Here is a 20,956-nt window from a genome sequence, read left to right on the forward strand (position 1 = left end):
TGAAATTCTACTTATACATTTCAGATGGCTTTCTAACGCAGTAAATTCATGCTCCATGCTAACCTTTTTATTAACTATAAACTCTACATAATTTTAATCAAGATACGTTCTCATAATATCAATATTTACTTCTAATATAATCAGCAACATCATCAATTTCTGGAAAAAGAGCTGCTTTATTTATTGAGAAAGCATTTAATAAATCAAGTAGTTTCTGTTTATTATTTATTAAAAATATTTGCTTCTTCCCATTAGAGCCTTCATATCTTAATTTATTTATATCAAGATGTTTATAGTCTTCTGATAATCCACAAATTATAAAAGCTCCATCTTGTTTTAAAATTCTATTATTATTTTTAACTGGTAATACGACTAGATTTCTTAGCAAATCTTCTTGCAAAATTTCATCCTTAAATTCAGGTTTTTCGGATCTTATCTCATGCAATAAATGATGTACCTTTTCATTAAATTCTTCTGTTGATAAAAGTTTATCTGTAGCATATCTATATATTTCTTGTTGTTTTTCATATTCAAACATAGGGAGACTTGCTAATATTGATACAGTATCACTCTTGTGGTACTTAATATCACAGTCTTCAACAGAAAAAACTACGATTTCTCCAAATAAATTAGGATGATACTCACAAGCAAAATAAAGTGCTACTAGAGGATTTGTTGTAATATCCAACAATCTTGTAGGCAATCCGTAATGTTGCATTTCTACAAGATAATCAAGATGGTGTTTCATTTCCCTAAAGCTTTCAGGAGACTTAATTAGTATTTCATTATACATTTTTCTTTCATTTTGAAGCCAGCTTTGTCTGCGCATTAAAGATGGAATCAAAATATAATTCGCTTCTGAATGTCCCCTATAGAATATACTTTTCCCAAGCTTATGAATATCTTCGATCATGTAACAAAATTCATTAATCGAAGATATAAAATTCAGTTCCACTTGAGAACTTAAGTAAGCAATACCTTGAGCAACCCTTATTTCGCCTTCCAATTTATACTTCTCTTTTAGCAATTCTGCAAGTTCCGTAGTAGCTTCTAAACGTTCATCGGTAGTTCGAAATGTTTTATAGATCCAATTTAATAAAGCTTGTGCTTCAAGTAATTTCATATTATCAGCTATAACATAATTTTTCATAACTTGAGAACTTAAAAATGTGCTTAGAAAATTACTAATTTCATTTCCTTTTGGATAACTCCCCTTATATAGCTCTGCAATCGGAGAATCAATATCTTTTAACATATGGTACATAGACTCTTTATTTGATTTATTATATATATAACTATTCATGTCACAGTACCCGTCAGAAATTAACTTATCTCCACAGGTTAAATAAAATGCTCTCTGAACTAATGGATTAGTGTATATAGTATCAAAAAAGAAAAAAAAGATGATAATCTCCTCCAATCTAATAAATCATTAGTCCCCACTTATAAAACCTATTACTTAAGACATTATTTCGTGATAAAGCCTTAAGTGATTTATAGATATAATAATAATTCTACACTGTCAGTAAATTCCCTTCATTTTTTTCTAAAATATATTAAAATATGGATTAGTTTTTGCTTCTATCTAATACTTCGAATGTACTATTGTTAAAATAGTGTTAGTACTTCCCATATTTTCAGTTATTTATATACAAATTTATAGCATTTTCTCTAAATAATAACCAACAATTTTCGATAAAATAAGTCTAGTAATTGTAATATGATGTTTCTTTTCAACATTAATCAAATATTGCCACATTGTGTGCTTTATTAGACATTGCCTTATTCAAGGTCCAACTCATCAATTTGAAGTCGAGCTTCTGAGGTCGATCCAAGCCTCTAGATTTATCTCTTTTATTGTCCCTAAAACGGGTAAGAAAGATGATTGAAAGAATTAACAACCACGTATACAAATTCACAGTGGAATTCAATTTCGATGTGACTGAGAATGTTGAAGAATAAGTCTGAAAATAAATGAGGCACTCTACGGAATTACAACGTAGGGTGCCTTGCTTTGTTTTGTATTTCCGTTTACAGACAAATTGGACTTCCTATTCAAATCTACTTTTTCTTCTTTTTATCTTTATAGTATTGATAGCTATAATCCATTACATCAGGATGATCTCCAAACATATCTTGATAAAAACCGTATTTCTGAAAGAAAGTAATTTTCTTCTCATCAGAATCTTAGTATTCCTTTACTACTTTCCAGAGGTTGTTTCATCTAATATATTATATATTTTCTCCCAATATGGATGCTCATCTGTATATTCTGAAGTCCAATCCAATGCTAGTTCAAAGAGATAAGTATCATTTTTGTAGAACGGTGCTAGTATACTCCATATAATTGGCCAATTTTGGACACATTTGTTAGTCTTTTTTAACCATATATATCCTAATTCTAAAAGTTTTTTATCATGAGGCTCAAGTTTAATAATCTCTAACCATACTTTTGACCATGAATTAGTATTCTGTGGTACTTGACTTAACCATTCTCTTCCCAAGCTTCTTAAATTAGTGTTATATGTTTCAGATTTTTTGACTCTTAAAAAAACTTCAGGCCAGGCACCTAGGACATTGATTTTCAACTTTAACCATTCTAGTCCTAAATTTAACTCTTTTGAGTTCATATTTTTTAAATCAAACAATCGCATCCAAATGTACTGCCAGGATGGATTTGTTAAATCCATTAAATTAACCCATCTAATACCTATCTTATATAAATCACTATTTGAAGGTTTAGATTTAGTTAATGACACCCAAATGTTACGCCATGCTCCATGTTGCATTCTATTAGTCTTATTAATCCATTCAAAACCGATCATAAACAAGTTTTCATCCTCTGGTTTAGCTTTTATTAACAATAACCACATATTGCTCCAAGTTCCATTCTCCGTAGAAACACTTCTCAAAAAATTAATTCCCATATTAAACAAACGTATATTGGATAAGTCTGATTTATACACCGAATCCCAGATATCTACCCACCCTTCATTTTCCTGATTAACTTTTGTTAACCAAATCTTACCTATCTCAAGAATGCTATCTTTAACTGTAAAACTATTTTTATACATTTTTTTCCATACATGGTACCAGCCAGTAGTATTGTAATTTACACTTTTTAGCCAATTCTCTCCAAAATGTAATAGTTCATCGTTATCTGGAGATATATTAAACAATTTTCCCCATACACTACGCCATTTTTCATTATTAGTTTCAAATTTTCTTAACCAATTGATACCTATATTAAATATTTCAATATCATCAGGATTATTCCTTATAATTGCACTCCAAACACTTAACCATGCTGAATGACTTATATTTATCTCTTTTAACCATCTTATTGCTAAATTTTTCAATTCTAGATTACTAGAATCATTCCTATAAAAATTTTGCCATATATATGGCCAAGCAGTATAACTAATATCCTTTTGCTTAAGCCAATTTTGTACTAAACCGGTTAATTGTATATCTCCAGGTGAAATATCTATTAGCTTTCTAAATATTTTTCCCCATAATGGATGACTCATATCTTGCTGTTTTAACCACTTAGTCCCTAGATCTATTAGCATGCTGTCATATGGATTGTTGTTGGATAAATTAATCCAAAAGAATGGCCATTTAATATCATCTATTTTATTCTCTTTTAACCATTGAAGCTCTTTGTCTAAAGAAGTTGTCTCTGAAATATTAACATTTTCTAGTGCTTGCCATACGAAATTCCATGAAGGATTTTGATGGCTAACACTGTTTAACCAGTTTATTGCTATTTCAACTACCACTTCAGAAGCAACTCGATTTTTTAATAAAATTTCCAACATAAAGCTTTTATCACCATTACCCGCGATTAGCCAATTACAGCACCATTCAATTACTTTCTGATTATCACTTTCGTAATCAAGAAGTGGCTCAAGAACAAATGAAGCAACGTCTATATGATTCCATAAACTCGACCAGTATATAACAATATCATGTATTTCATTGTAAAATCTAGAAATACCTTCTTTTAAAGCAAAACATAAATGCCTATTATCTTTATGTCGCTGAAGCCAGACAATAATATTGTTATTCAATTTTTGATTACTGTTCTTTATACACTCCCTTACAATCTCAACCCAGAAGTATGTGCATGGAGCATCTTTTAGTGACTCCATAGTAATATTTATTATGTCTTTATTATTTGGCCATTCTTTTGCGGATATATATAAGAGTTCAGCTGTAGTATTATTAGAATTACTTGACAAATAGCTTATTACAATTGGTATCAATCTATTATCTTTTAATACAACTATAGCATTTTTAATTATATGAATCCATTCATTCCAATGATATGTATCTCTTAGGAATTCAATAATGACCCTCGCTATCCTTTGCTGAGTTTCAAAATCAAATGTATTATAATATTGCATAATTTTGTGACAAAGAAGCCTAAGGCCAGTCTCTCCAATATAACATGGTTTTATAGCTTCAATTGCAATATCTATAGGAGAAGGTGAAAGGTTCAACTCAGGCTTTAAAGAATATATCTCTACCCATACAGGCAGCATTGAAATAACAATTGTTGTATTTTCGCTGATTATAACACCATATATATCTATTAATATACTTTTAGCTGTATTTTCATCTATTCTTTTGAGCAAATCATCTCTATGAGTTTGTCTAAATACTCTTGATACAGCCCACAATGGAGCTGCCTTTTCATTTGGGCTAGAACCATATGTTATACTATCTAAAATTGCTGCCTTTAAATGTTCGCTATAAGCAGCAGGCTTATTTTCATACCAATTAAGATAAAGAGCATTCGCTAAGTGAGAATGCAATAACCAATATCCATTCATACCATGCTGTTCACGTTCTCCTAAATGTATGTCCCTTTCCAGCCACTCTAATAATTCTCTTTGCTCTATTGTCAAATTATTCTTAACGGCTGAAATCGCATATCCAATATATAACCGATTTAATGATAAAATTCTAGAAACAAGCCCATATATTACTTTTGATTGGTCTCCTAGTATAAGTCTATCTCGCAAACGTTTTGCAAAGTCCATAATAGATTGATGCCTATCCCATTGAAAAAATTGTTGTACCATTAATGTATTTGTATCATCAATATTGGGAGGCTCATTACCTGTACGTTCTTTATACCAATTTTTTATAGATAATTGTTCTTCATTAGATTCCTGAGGCAGCTCTTTTATATAAAACTCCAAATACTCACAATAATCATCTTTAAAAAGATATGCTTGTTCTGTAGGACCGCAAGCAATGAAAATAGGTAAGGATTTATAATTCCCATTTTGACGATAAGAATGTAAAATAGTAAATACTTCTTCCCAATGCTGTGCAACGTTATTTTCTACTCCAACTACATATGGATCATCCACACCAATTATTTGAATACCACTAGTATTATCTAATTCAAGGGCATACTTAACAGCAGCACTTAATAACGATGTTTGATGTCCTACCCAAATTACAGAACCATATCCTTTTTCATGTATAGTTGATAGAACATGAAGTAATGCTACACTTTTCCCTGATCCCGACCTTCCACCAATCCAATAAATTGGAATTTTATCAGAAGTGCTGTAACTCAATGATTCTATTAGCGACAGCAAATTATCTTCTATGATGCCATATAATTTTGAACGAGGTGAAAAATATCCATTCCTTAAATGGTAAACGCTAGGACGTTGTCCTATTAGAACAGGACCTTTACTTATATCATCAGGTGGAACATCTATATCTTGCCACAAATAAATATTATCTTTTATTTCTATGCTGCTTTGCATTAAAGTTAATAAATCATCCCAGATGAGTTTTCCTATCAGTTCCATTGTCTCATATGAATCTATTCCATTAATTATCAATCCAATCCATTTATGAACCAATTTGAATGGAGCTTGGCACTTTAAATGATTGGAAAGTAAACTTAATAACCTATTTTCTGGGGATGACTCTGATATAACTTCAATACAATCAGTAAAATCATATTCATTATTTAAACTTTGCTGTTTTTTTTTCCAATTTAAAATAGCTTTATTAATATTATTAACTTCAATTTTACTGCATAAAATTCTATATTTTAATTCACCTAATGCTAAGTGGCATTCCTCTTTAGCTGTTTTATGTATTGTCTTAAACTCTTCTAACGCATCGTTTAAAGAAGATGTTCTCAGCGTTATCTTTGACTGAGTCGCAATAATAACACCATCTTTGGTAATTGCAGTAATATCAGATAGTGATTCCATAACTGTTAAAAACTTTTCAATACTGTTTCGCTCGTCAGTGCTATATGAAAGCCATTCATAAACCAAATTGTGTAAAAAGGAATAAAATTGATATCTAAATCCTACTATTGCTATACGTCCACCACGTGCTCGATTAGGAAACTTCTCAGCCCATGCACTTTGGAGTAATTTCAACTTAGAAGATAATTCTTTCATTTCTCTTACATTCATAACTATCCCCTCCAAGAGTTAATAAAATTTCACTCTTTCTATATTAGTAGATTATTACTTTATCTAGAAGCTTACGTATTAGTTCTCATTATTCATGAATTTACCTTCCTCTATTTCTTGCATAAAGAATAGTAATATATAAATTTTTCTAACCTAAACAAGACATTTATTAGAGAACTATCCTAGAAGTATTAATTCTAAACTTCTCATTATAGACATTAGCTTCATAATATTAACTTTGTTTATAAATCTATACACTATTATACTTCTACAATTACCTAGAATTTTCCTCTTTTCTCAACAAAATTATAAATAAAAAGCACCAGATTTCTCCAGTGCTCACAAACTTATTATTAAATATTATTAGACTTGAAATTTATTATTTAATACTCCAATATTTCTTTATGATTTTTAATATATCTTCGCCATACTTATTCGCCTTGATCTCACCAAACCCTGAAACCATCTGTAGATCTTCTTTGTTTCTAGGCATCTTTGAAATTAAATCCTTTAATTGATTATCATTATAGATAAAGTAAGGTTTTACTTTTTCTTCACGACTCTTACCTAGTCGATATTCCTTTAGTTCTTTAAAAATATCCGTTTCTTCCACTGAAATTTCACTTGATGTTATAGTACTTCTCTGTTCTACAGAGACTTGTACTTCTTTATTTGGTTTTTGTGTTATAATTTTATATTGTTGATATTTTCCAGTGTAATCTTTCTCAACATTCTTATGTAAATCTAAGTATGATTGTGCCCAAGCTAACATTCTATCTTCTGAATCAGCTGGTTCTTTAGAATTTTCGTACATTTCTTTTATATATTTGACCAATTGATCGGCACGGATAACTTTCTCTTTTACTTCTTTCTTTGCAAACTTTGCATTAAGAACTGTCTTGGGATTAGCCAAAACTACTACTGATTTATTTAAATCTTCAAAGTATCTTCCAGCCATATATTTAGTCAAAATATTATTCTTTTTGTCTGTCTTAATTTTTTTCATTAATTCTAAATGCCTTTGATTCTGTGTAATAGGCGAATATATACCCTCTTTCTTCTTTCTTCCACCAAATTCTATTGTACGAATAAAGTCACCAGCATTATTAATTTCAATGTCTCCATATAGATTTTTACATTCGATAATAAAGCAAATCTTCTTTGTAAAAACAAGATAATCTATCTGAGCGCTCAAGTCTCCATCCTCAAGATAGATATCATGTAAAATATACATAGGCAAATGACTATTCTTTAATTCAAAATAAATATTTTTTTCTCCTGTAATTCCATATTCAAGGCATTTTATATCTTGTTTTATTATATTTTGCCCTTCTGCATTTAGTAGTGGTTCTAAGATTTTAAGCTTTTCTAATTGTGCTTCTGCATCACTGTTTTCCTTAAGAAAAACCGGTTCTTTCATTCTATTAAATAATCCCATCCCTTTGTTCACCTCATCTATTGATATGAGCAAATTATACCATATTTTACAAACATTACACATCTTTATTTCTATTATCAAAATTATAAGTTTATTTTTCACTAAAAAAAGCTTAACTTTTCAATTAGATCTATACTATTAGGATCTGGCTGCTCAAGTATCTATTTTCCATTAAGCTTTTCCAACTCTTTCATATTCATATCCATAAGCGGTTTAATAAATTTCTCATACCTCTCCTTTTTAAATCTTTCAAGTTCTTCTGATGTCATATCTTTAATTGCCTCAGCTAATGTTACTACTTTTATTTTCTTATCCATATTTTCACTCCTCACTTTAATAAATAATATTAATAATAAAAAATCTTCTTATCCTAAGATAAGAAGATAAGAAGATATATTTAATCATAATATAAACCTCCTTATCGTTGTTAGCAGAACCACCTTACCTATAGGCAGGTTGGTATAGGGTCAACGAGCTAACTCTCTACCCTAACTCTTGATAGTTTAGAAATGAAAGTATATTTGTTTCATAAATACAATATATTCCATTAATTCAATTTTACTACGCATTATGTACTTTTGTCTATATATCTTAGCATAAATACTCAAAATTCAAAATCTACCTAAAATTAGTGATCAGAATTCAAAAGGAACCTTCCCTAGTGATTCTGGATGCTAAATCTCAGAGTTTTATTTATCTACATTGACAAATTTCAAGTCACTTGTCTTTAAGCTTACATTGATATGGTCTTTAGAATCGAGATTCAAAAGGTTTTCAAGTTCTTCTTCTGCATACTTACGAACTTTTTCTTGACTATCTTTACTATTCATCACATTATCAGAAGTTGTTTCGATAGTTTCTTGTGTTTTTTGACTTAGAAATTCTTGTGCTGTTGCACCTGCCGTAGCGGCATCAATGACTCGGTCGATAATACCTGCATCATTGATTGCCTTAATATTACCATCTTGTTGTGAATCAACTTCAACGGTGAGTGGTTTATTAAAAGTTAAAATATTATCTTTAATGGTCATGTCATTTTTAGTAATTCCTTCAAGGTCTAATTTAAATTCTGTTTTTATAGGGACCTCTACCTGCACTTGGCGTCCAACAATTATGCTCATGATACCTTTTGACCAATCTGGCCATTTGTTCACTTCATCATTTGAAAAAGTATGCTTTGCAGTGGTTTTTGATTCAGCTTCAGCAACTACAAGTTTTGACTCTTTAGTGATTTTTTCAACAGGTATATTATATTGGCTTGACGTTGTTGCACCAAAAATATTTGGTATAAAATGTTTAACTGCAAAAAATCCTGCAATAAGGATAATAATGATAATAATTATCGTGGCAATTTTGTCTGCCAGCGCTTTGCCTAAAGTTTTCATTTTGCATCCACTCCTTTTGTAGTATGCTTTAAACATTTCCTTCTTTAATTATTCTACAATCTTTCCTTATATTCCATTTTATGAGATTAATATATTTTTTATTATACTGCTTTGTACTTGTTTCATATAAGTATCTCTAGAATGCAACTGCTCTTTCAATCATTTGGACCTTTCACATTTCAAGATTAAAAAAGCAGTTTTATGAATAATGGAAGTTCCTCCTATGTACTAGGAGGTAACTAGGAGTTAGCTCCTTACTACTCAAACCATCACACCGTTTCAACTGGTTTTACAATTATCAAAAGTTATTGACTGGTTATCATAAAAAACATTATACTTATAGTGTTACATTTTACATAACTTCATTTAGTAAATCGCTATTTTAGCGAACTAAATATTAATTAATTTATCTGAAGGGATTTACAACACTTTATGAAAAGAATATCCAGCATTATACCAAAATACGCTGTGCTTCCATTGCTTTTAGTTGTTATCGTTAATTTTACAGTGTATTCTGGGGTACGACTATTTTATAAAAATCGTATTTTTCATGATTTAACCTCGTACTTAGATAATAAAATTCCGGTAATTCCAATTTTTGTTGTTGTTTATTTTGGCTGTTATCTTTTTTGGATCGTTAACTATATATTAATCAGCCGCATAAGCAAAGAGCAGTGCTATCGTTTAGCCATAGCAGATTTAACAGGAAAACTAATATGCGCTATTATATACATCGCTTATCCTACAACAAATATAAGACCAGATATATCCTCTTCAGGCATATTTGTGGACATGCTTAAGTTCTTATATAGTATAGATGCTGCAAATAATCTTTTTCCATCTATTCATGTTTTAGTAAGCTGGAACTGTTTTATCGGTATTAGAAACTCTAAGGATATACCATCATGGTATCGCTATTTTTCATTATTTTCAGCAATAATGATATGTATTTCAACTTTAGTAACTAAACAGCATGTTTTAGTTGATGTTTTTGCAGGACTTATACTTTCGGAACTGACATGGCAATTTGCTTTACGCTTACAAATTAATAAAACAATACATTCTTTTAATCAGGAGGCATAAATGAAAATTCTAACAATAGCAATTCCTTGCTACAATTCAGCAGCTTATATGAATAAGGCTATAGAATCTCTGCTAATTGGAAGCGAGGATATAGAAATCTTAATTATTAATGATGGTTCAAAGGATAACACTTCAGTAATAGCTGATGAATATGAAAGAAAATATCCAAATATAATACGTGCGATTCATAAAGAAAACGGCGGCCACGGAGATGCAGTAAACACAGGACTTAAGAATGCTACTGGTCTATATTTTAAAGTTCTAGACAGCGATGATTGGTTTGATAAGGATAGTTTTAAAAAAATACTTAATATATTAAGGAACATGATTAACAGTTCTAAACAATTGGACATGCTTATTGCAAATTATGTCTATGAAAATGTGAGTTTGGAAAAGTCAACAAGCATTAATTATAAAGGTGCAATGCCTGAAGAAAAGATATTTACCTGGAATGACTTAGGTTATCTTAAAGGCAGCCAGAATATATTAATGCACTCTGTCATTTATCGTACTGAGGTTCTTAGAAAGTGTAATTTAGAACTTCCGAAGCATACCTTTTATGTTGACAACATATTTGTATATAACCCTCTGCCTTATGTAAGTACAATGTATTATGTGAATTTGGACCTTTACAGATACTTTATAGGAAGAGATGATCAATCTGTAAATGAAAAGATAATGCTTGCTCGTATAGACCAGCAGATTAAAGTAACTAAGATAATGATAGACAGTTATAATCCAGCAATTATAAAATCTGAAAAGCTTCGCAAGTACATGGTTAAATATCTGATTATGATGATGACAATTACTACTGTACTTCTACTCAAGGATAACACTGAGGAAAATTTAAATAAAAAGAAAGAACTTTGGAATTATCTAAATTATAAAAATAATAAATTGTATAAGGAAGTTAGCAGATCCTTTCTAGGACTGTTTGTACAATTCAAAGGACTTATAGGAAGAAAGCTTATATTACTCGCTTATTCATTAACAAGAAATGTTTTTGGCTTTAATTAATCTATAAAAAAATGCTTTAAAATAGTAAAAACTATTTTAAAGCATTAATTTTTCCTACATATTTTTTAGATGTAGCTCTTGTCTCACACACTTTAAGGCTTCTGCCACTACATTATGCATATCAAAGTATTTATACATTCCTAGGCGCCCGCCAAAAATAACATTTGTTTCTTTCTCAGAAAGATCCTTATACTTCGCATAAAGGTCATTGTTTTTATGGTCATTCATTGGATAATAAGGTTCGTCTCCTCGCTTCCAATTTGCAGGGTACTCTTTTGTAATCACTGTTTTAGGATTTACTGTTCCATTTTCAGTTCCAAATTCAAAATGCTTGTGCTCAATTATCCTTGTAAATGGTATTTCATATTCAGTATAATTAACAACTGCATTTCCCTGATAATTCTCAGCGTCTAAAACTTCTGTTTCAAACCTTAGTGAACGATATTCAAGTTCACCATATAAATAGTCATAGTATTCATCTATCATTCCGGTAAAAACAATCTTGTCAGCTAGGCAAGTTAATTCCGTGCGATGCTTAAAGAAATCAGTGTCAAGTTTAACATCTATGCCTTCAAGCATTTTGTCAATAATCTTAGTATAACCACCAATTGGTATTCCCTGATACCTGTCATTGAAGTAGTTGTTGTCATAGGTAAAACGAACGGGAAGCCTTTTTATAATAAAGCTTGGAAGCTCTGTTGCTCTGCGCCCCCACTGCTTCTCTGTATATCCCTTAACAAGCTTTTCGTAGACATCTCTTCCAACAAGGCTTATAGCCTGCTGCTCAAGATTTTCAGGTTCAGTAATGCCTGCTTCCTTAATCTGCTGCTGTATTTTAGCTTTTGCCTCTTCAGGGGTTATTACTCCCCACATCTTATTGAAGGTATTCATGTTGAAAGGCATATTATAAAGCTCCGATTTATACCTTGCAACCGGTGAATTTGTATACCTATTAAACTCAGCAAACTGATTTACATACTCCCAAATTTCTTTGTTGCTGGTATGAAAAATATGTGCTCCATACATATGTACCTGAATTCCTTCTATCTCAGCTGTATATATATTCCCTGCAATGTGTGAACGCTTGTCTATGACAAGGCATTTCTTTCCTCTTTTATTAGCCTCATAAGCAAAAATTGCTCCAAAGAGACCTGTCCCAACTATCAAATAATCGTACATTTTAAATTCTCCTCATAAAATTAACTAAAATTATCCTCTAATTTGCGTCATAATCTTAAATTTTATCACAAAATTATAAAACATACCAATAACTACTAATAGTCAGTTAAAATTTTATTTCAGTTGCTTCTAGGCAACAAATAAATTTATTATGACTATTTTCAGATTCATCTCTAAAGGTGTTATTCAGTTCATTTCTTTTTTGATACAACTAATATTGCTATAGTTGAACATACATAAATGTTATAATTAAGTTAGAACTAACTTAGAAATGAATTATTATGTTATTAAAGTACCTTCTTTATGGGGTTTAAAATTAGCAAACATTAAAAGGAGAGAGTTACAATGGATAAAACTTTAGAAGATAATATAAATTTGGATTACAAGGAGAATTTATTAGAACATCACATTCATTTTCTATCAACACACAGAGGAATAAGAGAGAACCTTGAATATGGTAAATTTATTCATAGTGATAAATCAGATTATAATATTGCATTCCCTCTTTCAATCAAAGGAATTGAGAAGATAAGTGATGAATATACTATTTATCTACCTCAATGGATTTCAATGAATGAACAAGTGAAATCAAAATATAAGAAAATAGGAAGCCTAACTTACATGGCTTTAGAAAATGGAAAAACAAAATGGGAAACAAATAAGAGCTTAATAATAAAAAGAGTAAGTTCCCTTTCTGATATGGAAGACTTTAGTATTGTACAGGGAAAGGCATTTTGTGAAGAAGAAGAAGAATTTAATGAATGGTATCCATGGATGAGAGAAAAAAACATAAAAAATCTTGATGAAAATACTCAAAATTTTTATGTTGCATATGAAAATGGCAAGCCTATTGGAGTTACACTTTGCATTTACCACGAGAATATAGCAGGGATTTATGCCGTTGCCACACTACCAGAACATAGGAGAAATGGAGTTAGCACAACATTAATACAAAGAGCTGTTGATGATTCCATTAGTAATAATATTGATACTATAATTCTACAAACATCAACTGAATCATATGCTCATAATTTTTACAGAAAACTTGGATTTAAAGATACATTTGAATGCAGGATTCTTAAAGCTAGTTAATTTGTTTAATTATGTAAAAATACCTCTAAGCACCTGGCTTAGAGGTAAATACTTTTAACTTATGTAAGCATCAAAAGTCCTCTTAATAAACTTAATAGAAATAATGCAGCAAGTACTATAATTATACTGATAATTATAAGAACTATGCTCATTTTCTTTTTCTCGCCTTTCTTTGCCAGGTTCACTATTGAAAGTATCATGGAGGCAAGTCCAAATAATACAGGCAAAATCAAAAGGTCAATTGTTAGCTCTGGCTTTTTATAAATATTTCCTATGGCTATTACAAGGGCAAAGCTTATAACTGATAGTATAAAAGATACTAGAGATATTTTGGGCAGCTTATAGTTTTTCATAATTATCCCTCCATAGCTTATTAACTAATTATACCATATACCACTTAAATTAACTATAAAAGTCTTTTTTAAAACTACTGAATTTCTTTGGTTTTTTCTTTAGATACATCTTAAACTCTTAAGTACTTCCATTTTCCTTTGTTCATTCTAGATAGATACATGAAGGATCTTATACTAAAGTCCAAGAATATTCCTATTATAACTGCAGTCATACCTACTCCAAACCATCTCACAAGCGCAAAGCATACAAAAACTCTGCAGGTCCAAAGTCCCACAAAGGAAGACACCATAACATATTTTATATCTCCTGCAGCCTTTAGCGTTGCTGAGCATACATTCAATATAGCAAGAAGCGGTTCCAGCACTCCAAAGGTACGAATAAGTCCTACTGATTCCTTAATAACAAGTGGATCGTTAGAATACAGATGTGCTAAAGGCTTAGCAAAAATAATCATTCCTATGCCGATTAATGTCCCCACCATCATAGTAATTTTCAGGCTTTCATAAGCATAGTTTTCTGCTTTTTTATATCTTCTCTCACCAAGACTCTGACCTACAAGTGTAGTGTTAGCAATTGCTAATCCGAATACAGGGAAGAAAGCAAGCGCATTTACGTTTATTCCTATCTGATAAGCAGCCATAGCTACCGTTCCAATAGATACAATAATTATTTGAACTACAAGAAATCCTCCCTGCATAACTGCCTGTTCAATAAAGCCTGGTACCCCTATGTTTATAATTCTCTTCATCAGTTCAGGTTTAATGCTGTAATCATCCTCAAGACTGAGATTAAGCTTCAGTCCTTTTCGATTGTATAACACCAAGACTCTGATTGTTACCCCAACTATTCTTGAGGTGGTAACAGCAATTGCAGAGCCCACTACTCCTAGTGCTGGTATGCTTAACATCGGTACCCCAAATATTAATACAGTATTTAATATAATATTAAGGATATTTACTCCTGCAGTTATTACCATAGGAGTCATGGTATCCCCTGCTCCTCTCATTGCTCCAGAAACTATAATATCCAGAACAAAGAATGGGAGATTCAATAATATAATTTTAAAATAACTTATGCCTATGCTAAATACTTTTGGTTCTGCTCCTCCAAAGAAAAGCCCAAGAATATTTACAGATAAAATTCTCCCTATTACAGCAAGCATAAGACCAACTATAAGTGACATATACATGGATTGTATCAAAGCTCTCTTTGCTTCGTTTATATCTCCTTCACCAGTTACCCTTGCTATTATTACTGTAGTCCCAATGGAAAGGCCTGAGAAAACAGTTTGTAAAAATCCGATTAGCATATTTACCATTCCAACTGCAGCCACAGCATCAGTTCCTATTCTCCCCATAAATATAGTAGAAACCATTGCTACCATCATTTCCAGTATCTGTTCAGTAATTGACGGCCAAGCTAGTTCAATTATTTCTTTATCTGCCTTTTTATCTAATTTGAAAGTAAATTTCTTCATTTTAGCCCCCTATAAGTTTTAAAATAACCAAAATAATAATCTTTATTATTCTAACTCAATAATGTAACATTGTCATCTAAGTTATATAATTAATTATTTTTTATACAAAAAAAGCTGTGCACTAATTACTTAGCGCCACAGCCCCATTCATTTAATTTATTAAAAAACTGAAAATAATCTATTTTTGTTATTCTATTATTGTAAGTTCTTTACTGTATTTATTTAATACCTCACAGCCATTTTCAGTTACAAGGACCAGATCTTCAATACGAACCCCAACCTCTCCAGGAAGGTAGATTCCCGGTTCTATAGAAAATATCATTCCCGGCTGAACTATATCAAGATTAACTGATGAAACATCACCAAAATCATGGTCTTCTATTCCTATGGAATGTCCTAATCTGTGAGTGAAATATTTTCCATAACCTTTTTCTTCTATGTAATCCCTTGCAGCAGCATCAATGTCACAAAATCTGACTCCAGGTTTAACTTTTTCGATGCCCCTTAAATTAGCTTCTTTTACAATTTCATATACTTCCCTGCTTTTTTCTGGAACACATTTGTAGAAAACTGTTCTTGTCATATCTGAGCAATAAGAAGCTTTCTTGCAGCCGATATCTATGACAATACAATCTCCTTCTTTTAAAGTGGAATCATCATTGCCATGATGAGGATCAGCAGCATTGGCCCCATATCCTACTATCGGATCAAAAGAAAATGCTTCCGCTCCCAAGTCCTTGTATATACCCATGAGCATATTTCCCAATTGTTCTTCTGTATATTGGGGAGATATTGATTTTATCAGTTTGTCTACAGCAATGTCATTAATCCTAGAAGACTCCCTCATAAGTTCTATTTCTTTCTCATCCTTACTCATTCTCACTCTGTCAGTAATTTCAGAGCCATTAATAAATGTGCTTCCACCGCCAAATTCCATAAGTTTTAATAGAAAACGCGCCGGCCATGTTTTATCAATACCCATAGGTTTATCTTTTTGAACAAACCTGGAAAGCATCTCCACAGGCTCCTGGTTATCATTGAATCTGATTATTTCAACACCAATATCCTCATTAACAGGAAACAGATCATTCAGAAACAGTTTATTATTTCCGTTTATATTAATATAAAGAGCAATCATCCTCTCCCCTGTATGAAACCACTTGCCGGTAAGATAGAAAATGGTGTTTGAATCAGACACTATCATCTGAGGTATTTTCTTTTCTTTCATCAACTGTAAAACATTGTCAAGTCTTTCTTGAATCATAATTCTTCAACTCCTTACTATAATGTATATCTTTATAATTCTGCACGAAAAGCGAAAACCCTTTATCAATTATTGGCAATGAGTTTTTTAAGTCTTGTAAACAGACCTGCTCAAACTATTAGTTAACCATACATTTTATTTTCTCCTCATTAAATTAACCAAAAATATCCTATAATTTACTTAATAATCTTTGTATTTTATCACAACATTATAAATATATAAATAATTACTTGTAGATATTTTTAAATACAGTCGGCCAACTTTGTTTGTTTGGTAGAAATGTTCTGCAATTTGGAATTTATCATTATTTATTCATCAAACATGATTTTAAATATCTGCCCCTCAATGCTAATGATTTCTTCAAAATGGATCGTTGTGCCATCGGTCATAACAACAACCTGTTCATATTTGGCTATCTTTTTAGCAATACCAGAAGTAGTAACATATGCCCCACCGTTCTTCTTTGCGTCTGGTTGAAAGTAAGTGATTGCTATTTCAGGATGCTCTTTAATCCAATCTGCCAGAATTTGCAACCTATTGTTCAAAATGTCCTTCCTATTTTCGTCCAATTCAACTCTCTCGTCAGTTAATCTTGCAGTTTCTTTGACAGCAGCATCATAGCCAGTCAGTGCAGCGAATGGGGAAAACTGAGCTGCCCGATTAATGGCTGTCATATGAGGGTGTGTCGCAGAGACATGGTGCGGTAGATTAATGATGTCATCGTATTCTCTCGTCATGCCTTATGCCCTCCAATCTGCTTGTTTCGGTTTAATGTGGTAGCCCCTTCTTCCAGATTCATACCCTTTAGAACGGCGTTCTTGCCGTATTTCTTTTTTATCTGAAGCATTGCTTTCTGCATCCTTTTTTCTCGTGCAAGCTGGGCTTCTTCTTCCTCTTTTTTCACATTCACAGTCTTGTAATCCGTAAATAGATTAAGCTGTTCAAAGTTATCTTTTTCTTGAACAATTGCCTCATCCACAACATGATTCGCTGTGATGTTGACTCTCCTTACCAGGAGATTTTTGTCAACGATGCGCTCAAACAGCTCTGTGACGGCATCCATGATTAGCTTTGTAGAGGATGTAGACTTATCAAGATTTGTCGTGCCATGTGCAGACTTGGGAACATTACGTCCATAGTGGTCGGTGGTAGTCGCCCCGTGATATGATTTCTTTATTTCAGGGTTTGTCAGATTTTCAATATCATATCCAACTGTCAAAACAAGCTGATCCGTCTTAAGCCTTTTGTCCACTAAATCAAGAACAAGCAGATCAGACATTTCCCGCACAATCAGCTTTGCTTTGTCAAAGGTATAGGCAGATTGCAGCACTTGCCCCGACCCAATACTGTTTGTGCTGGGTTTATATGCTTTAATATCAGCGATGGTGCATGGTTCCCATCCCCATGCATGGTCGATTAATAACTCAGCATTGATGCCAAACAATTTGTACAGTAAATCCTCATTGTAATAATCTGTGGCTTTACCGAGAGAGCATCTTGCAATGTCTCCCATGGTAAAAAGACCTTTTTCCTCCAGTTTCTTGGCATAGCCTTTGCCAACACGCCAAAAGTCTTTAAGTGGCCGGTGTGACCACAGCAAATGGCGATAACTTATTTCGTTAAGTTCAGCGATTCGAACGCCGTTTTGATCTGCTTTAGTGTGCTTTGCCTGAATATCCATAGCCACCTTGCAAAGGTACAGATTTGTGCCAATTCCAGCTGTTGCTGTAATGCCAGTAGTTTTAATAACATCCATAATCATTTTCGTGGCAAGTTCATGGGCTGAAAGATTGTAGGTGTTCAAATAATCGGTAACTTCAATGAATACCTCATCAATGGAATATACATGAATATCTTCAGGCGCAATGTACTTCAAGTAGATATTGTAAATCTGCGTACTATACTCTATATAAAGTGCCATTCTCGGCGGAGCAGCAATATAGTCCAGGGCGATACTCGGTGAGGATTTCAATTCTATATCATTGAAGGAAGCACCAGAAAAGACTCTCCCCGGTGCTTTGTGTAACCGTAATGCATTTACTTCCTTAGCCTTCTGTACAACCGTTGCATAAAACTTATAAAAGTTTATAGAATATATAAATTTTATTTTGTATTCCCTCTTCGCAGTATCCTATTTCGATATTAATCTAATTTAGTTTGGTGTAATACTCCAAGGGCTTAAATTCGGGTACAACGCACCCTACATATTAGCATTATTTTCTATTTAACTTATGCTAATTTATATCTACCAAGATTTATTGAAGCATTTTTATCTCTATCTATAGTTAAACCACATTTATCGCAGATATATACTCTATCCTTTAATTTCAAGTTATCATTCTTACTGCCACAGCAAGAACATAACTTACTTGAAGGATAGAATCTATCTGCCTGAATAAATTCTATACCATTGAATTCACACTTATATTTCATTTGTCTTATGAATTCATAGAATTTTTGCTCTGCTATTTTTTTAGCTAAGTGCTTATTTTTCATGAGTCCACTAGCATTCAAATCTTCCATTACTACTCTGTAAGGGTTTTGTTTTATAATGCTGCTTGTAGCCTGATGAATATGATTATCCCTTATATTTGATAGCTTTCTATGAATTAGTTTAATGGTATTTTCTAGCTTAATAATATTATTGGTTTTAACATAACTGTTTCCATTTTTATTTGCTTCATATTTTCTTGATACTTGTCTTTGTAATCTTTTTAGTTTCTTTTTTAGTTTCCTTACCTTTACAGATTTGTTAATGTTTTTTATGGGCTTATCTAAACAATTTACTACTGCTAAGTCTTTAACTCCTAAATCTATTCCTACACTTAAATCCTTATTTAATATAGCTTGGTTTTCGCACTTGTCAAATCCAAATGTAAGATACCAATATTTGCCGTCAAAATGACATCTTGGATTATTATATTTATTTAAGATAGGAATATTATAATTTGTCTTATATCTTACCTTTCCTATCCTTTCAATATTAACCTTATCATCATTAAATTTAAGGGCATCATATCTAACATAAAAGGATTGCCTTGATTTTCTCTTAGATTTAAATTTAGGATATTTAGATATTCCACTAAAGAAGTTTTTAAAAGCAGTGTTTAAGTCTTCAAAAAGCCTTTGCTGGTATCTGTCCGCTAACGTCATATAGCCAACTGTATGTTAAGTCTTTCTTTATTGTATTGTTAAATTCTTTTTTCAAGCTAAAGCTTGAAGGTTTTAAACCTTGCTTATATTCTTTTTCCCATCTTTCAAGTCCCCAATTATAAACAAATCTAGCTACTCCACAGGACTTACACATCAATATTTTCTGTTCTATTGTAGGAAACAATCTGATTTTAATAGATTTTATCATGGATTTCACCTCCTTTGCTAAGCTTAGTATACCCAAACATATATTCGGATATACAGAAAAGAGGCTAATAAATTGATAAATTTCTAAAAAGATTACATCAAAATAAATTTTATATTCTTATAATCTTTCACAAGTTTTATGCACATTCACATACATTCGTTACATATATGCAGTTCTCAAAGCCTTACAATTCTTACGAACTTCTTATACTTTCATATAAGCGTAGACTATATCATCACCAAGAATTTTAATTCCTAGGTGTCCTCCACTTCCACTGACTTCAGTGTACTCCCATAACAGGATAGTCGTTGAACGTTCCCCTACTTAAGGGCTTCGCTGCTGATTACCTATTTTATTTTAGCATTTAGGTTTTAACCATGTGCCATTTAGCTAATTTTTTCTACTTTCGTCACCATCAAGCCTAGTCATATTTCATACTTACTTTGTGGTTTAGCTAACTTTAAGGACTTCCAGCAATTCAAAGGATTTTGGATAGAATATCTTTCTATCACTCCAAGCTCTTTACAAACTTGGGAGGCTGTCAACAATTTTTATATGTTATAAAAATTTACTTTAATATACTTTTATAACTTTTTTGTAACTGTTAGTTACCTCAAAGAGTCTTCCCCTGCCAGGAATACCGTATGCTTTAAGGGAGGGAGAAACGGCAAGACAGATGGTTTTTTCAGTGCGGCTTGCATCAGCAACAACAAGGTTTGTTGTCAAGGGATCAAGCCCTCGTTCAATACACTCCACCGAAGCGTAGAAGGATTTTAAATCAATTGCTATATAGGTTCTATTCTTCATTTTTACTATTCAGTCGCCTCCTTCAAAAATTATCTGCT

General features: G+C 31.8%; 13 protein-coding genes and 3 pseudogenes. 3 read left to right on the forward strand and 13 right to left on the reverse strand.

Annotated elements, in window-relative coordinates; genetic code table 11:
• Positions 1-118 precede the first annotated feature (118 nt).
• From ACJDUG_RS14100 to ACJDUG_RS14120, 5 genes are all read right to left on the reverse strand, one after another.
• The gene (locus ACJDUG_RS14100) at positions 119-1,420 is read right to left on the reverse strand and encodes an FRG domain-containing protein (RefSeq protein ID WP_406770521.1); all 1,302 of its coding nucleotides are present in this window, start codon (positions 1,418-1,420) and stop codon (positions 119-121) included.
• Positions 1,421-2,201: 781 nt separating this feature from the next.
• Positions 2,202-6,461 carry a P-loop NTPase gene (locus ACJDUG_RS14105; RefSeq protein ID WP_406770522.1) on the reverse strand — a complete coding sequence of 1,420 codons (4,260 nt, stop codon included), beginning with the start codon at positions 6,459-6,461 and terminating at the stop codon, positions 2,202-2,204.
• A 379-nt stretch (positions 6,462-6,840) separates the two neighbouring features.
• On the reverse strand, positions 6,841-7,899 hold the full coding sequence (locus ACJDUG_RS14110) for an HRDC domain-containing protein (RefSeq protein WP_406770523.1): 1,059 nt from the start codon (positions 7,897-7,899) through the stop codon (positions 6,841-6,843).
• A gap of 161 nt (positions 7,900-8,060) precedes the next feature.
• On the reverse strand, positions 8,061-8,216 hold the full coding sequence (locus tag ACJDUG_RS14115) for a hypothetical protein (protein ID WP_406770524.1): 156 nt from the start codon (positions 8,214-8,216) through the stop codon (positions 8,061-8,063).
• A 372-nt stretch (positions 8,217-8,588) separates the two neighbouring features.
• Complete coding sequence (locus ACJDUG_RS14120) at positions 8,589-9,284, reverse strand: hypothetical protein (RefSeq protein WP_406770525.1); 696 nt, start codon at positions 9,282-9,284, stop codon at positions 8,589-8,591.
• Between the two features lie 432 nt (positions 9,285-9,716).
• Between ACJDUG_RS14120 and ACJDUG_RS14125 the strand changes: the two genes are divergently transcribed.
• Positions 9,717-10,367: a phosphatase PAP2 family protein gene (locus ACJDUG_RS14125; RefSeq protein ID WP_406770526.1), complete on the forward strand. Its 651-nt coding sequence runs from the start codon at positions 9,717-9,719 to the stop codon at positions 10,365-10,367.
• Positions 10,368-11,384, forward strand: a complete 1,017-nt coding sequence (locus tag ACJDUG_RS14130; protein ID WP_406770527.1) for a glycosyltransferase family 2 protein — start codon at positions 10,368-10,370, stop codon at positions 11,382-11,384.
• Between the two features lie 54 nt (positions 11,385-11,438).
• Here ACJDUG_RS14130 and glf read toward each other — a convergent pair whose 3' ends face one another.
• Positions 11,439-12,563: a UDP-galactopyranose mutase gene (glf, locus tag ACJDUG_RS14135; protein WP_406770528.1), complete on the reverse strand. Its 1,125-nt coding sequence runs from the start codon at positions 12,561-12,563 to the stop codon at positions 11,439-11,441.
• A 345-nt stretch (positions 12,564-12,908) separates the two neighbouring features.
• On the opposite strand from glf, the gene ACJDUG_RS14140 reads away from it, so the two are divergent.
• Positions 12,909-13,655: a GNAT family N-acetyltransferase gene (locus ACJDUG_RS14140; RefSeq protein WP_406770529.1), complete on the forward strand. Its 747-nt coding sequence runs from the start codon at positions 12,909-12,911 to the stop codon at positions 13,653-13,655.
• Positions 13,656-13,714: 59 nt separating this feature from the next.
• On the opposite strand, the gene ACJDUG_RS14145 is transcribed toward ACJDUG_RS14140, so the two are convergent.
• From ACJDUG_RS14145 to ACJDUG_RS14175, 7 genes and pseudogenes are all read right to left on the reverse strand, one after another.
• On the reverse strand, positions 13,715-14,008 hold the full coding sequence (locus ACJDUG_RS14145) for a hypothetical protein (protein WP_406770530.1): 294 nt from the start codon (positions 14,006-14,008) through the stop codon (positions 13,715-13,717).
• Positions 14,009-14,118: 110 nt separating this feature from the next.
• Complete coding sequence (locus ACJDUG_RS14150) at positions 14,119-15,486, reverse strand: MATE family efflux transporter (protein WP_406770531.1); 1,368 nt, start codon at positions 15,484-15,486, stop codon at positions 14,119-14,121.
• Between the two features lie 187 nt (positions 15,487-15,673).
• Positions 15,674-16,750, reverse strand: a complete 1,077-nt coding sequence (locus tag ACJDUG_RS14155) for a M24 family metallopeptidase (protein ID WP_406770532.1) — start codon at positions 16,748-16,750, stop codon at positions 15,674-15,676.
• A 308-nt stretch (positions 16,751-17,058) separates the two neighbouring features.
• Positions 17,059-17,487: a YolD-like family protein gene (locus ACJDUG_RS14160; RefSeq protein ID WP_406770533.1), complete on the reverse strand. Its 429-nt coding sequence runs from the start codon at positions 17,485-17,487 to the stop codon at positions 17,059-17,061.
• Positions 17,484-18,812, reverse strand: a pseudogene (locus ACJDUG_RS14165) (Y-family DNA polymerase); the annotation flags it as partial. The pseudogene ACJDUG_RS14165 and the gene ACJDUG_RS14160, both read right to left, overlap by 4 nt.
• A 167-nt stretch (positions 18,813-18,979) precedes the next feature.
• Positions 18,980-20,111, reverse strand: a pseudogene (locus ACJDUG_RS14170) (RNA-guided endonuclease InsQ/TnpB family protein).
• A 588-nt stretch (positions 20,112-20,699) separates the two neighbouring features.
• A pseudogene (locus ACJDUG_RS14175) lies at positions 20,700-20,918 on the reverse strand (Y-family DNA polymerase); the annotation flags it as partial.
• Positions 20,919-20,956: the final 38 nt, after the last annotated feature.

Source organism: Candidatus Clostridium stratigraminis, from assembly GCF_045310675.1.
In the GTDB taxonomy this organism is placed as follows: domain Bacteria; phylum Bacillota; class Clostridia; order Clostridiales; family Clostridiaceae; genus Clostridium_AT; species Clostridium_AT stratigraminis.

Bases quoted from the DNA above. Each gene is read 5' to 3' on its own strand.
- ACJDUG_RS14105 (WP_406770522.1), bottom strand. From the start codon at position 6,461: ATGAATGTAAGAGAAATGAAAGAATTATCTTCTAAGTTGAAATTACTC.
- ACJDUG_RS14110 (WP_406770523.1), bottom strand. From the start codon at position 7,899: ATGGGATTATTTAATAGAATGAAAGAACCGGTTTTTCTTAAGGAAAAC.
- ACJDUG_RS14115 (WP_406770524.1), bottom strand. From the start codon at position 8,216: ATGGATAAGAAAATAAAAGTAGTAACATTAGCTGAGGCAATTAAAGAT.
- ACJDUG_RS14120 (WP_406770525.1), bottom strand. From the start codon at position 9,284: ATGAAAACTTTAGGCAAAGCGCTGGCAGACAAAATTGCCACGATAATT.
- ACJDUG_RS14125 (WP_406770526.1), top strand. From the start codon at position 9,717: ATGAAAAGAATATCCAGCATTATACCAAAATACGCTGTGCTTCCATTG.
- ACJDUG_RS14130 (WP_406770527.1), top strand. From the start codon at position 10,368: ATGAAAATTCTAACAATAGCAATTCCTTGCTACAATTCAGCAGCTTAT.
- glf (WP_406770528.1), bottom strand. From the start codon at position 12,563: ATGTACGATTATTTGATAGTTGGGACAGGTCTCTTTGGAGCAATTTTT.
- ACJDUG_RS14140 (WP_406770529.1), top strand. From the start codon at position 12,909: ATGGATAAAACTTTAGAAGATAATATAAATTTGGATTACAAGGAGAAT.
- ACJDUG_RS14145 (WP_406770530.1), bottom strand. From the start codon at position 14,008: ATGAAAAACTATAAGCTGCCCAAAATATCTCTAGTATCTTTTATACTA.
- ACJDUG_RS14150 (WP_406770531.1), bottom strand. From the start codon at position 15,486: ATGAAGAAATTTACTTTCAAATTAGATAAAAAGGCAGATAAAGAAATA.
- ACJDUG_RS14155 (WP_406770532.1), bottom strand. From the start codon at position 16,750: ATGATTCAAGAAAGACTTGACAATGTTTTACAGTTGATGAAAGAAAAG.
- ACJDUG_RS14160 (WP_406770533.1), bottom strand. From the start codon at position 17,487: ATGACGAGAGAATACGATGACATCATTAATCTACCGCACCATGTCTCT.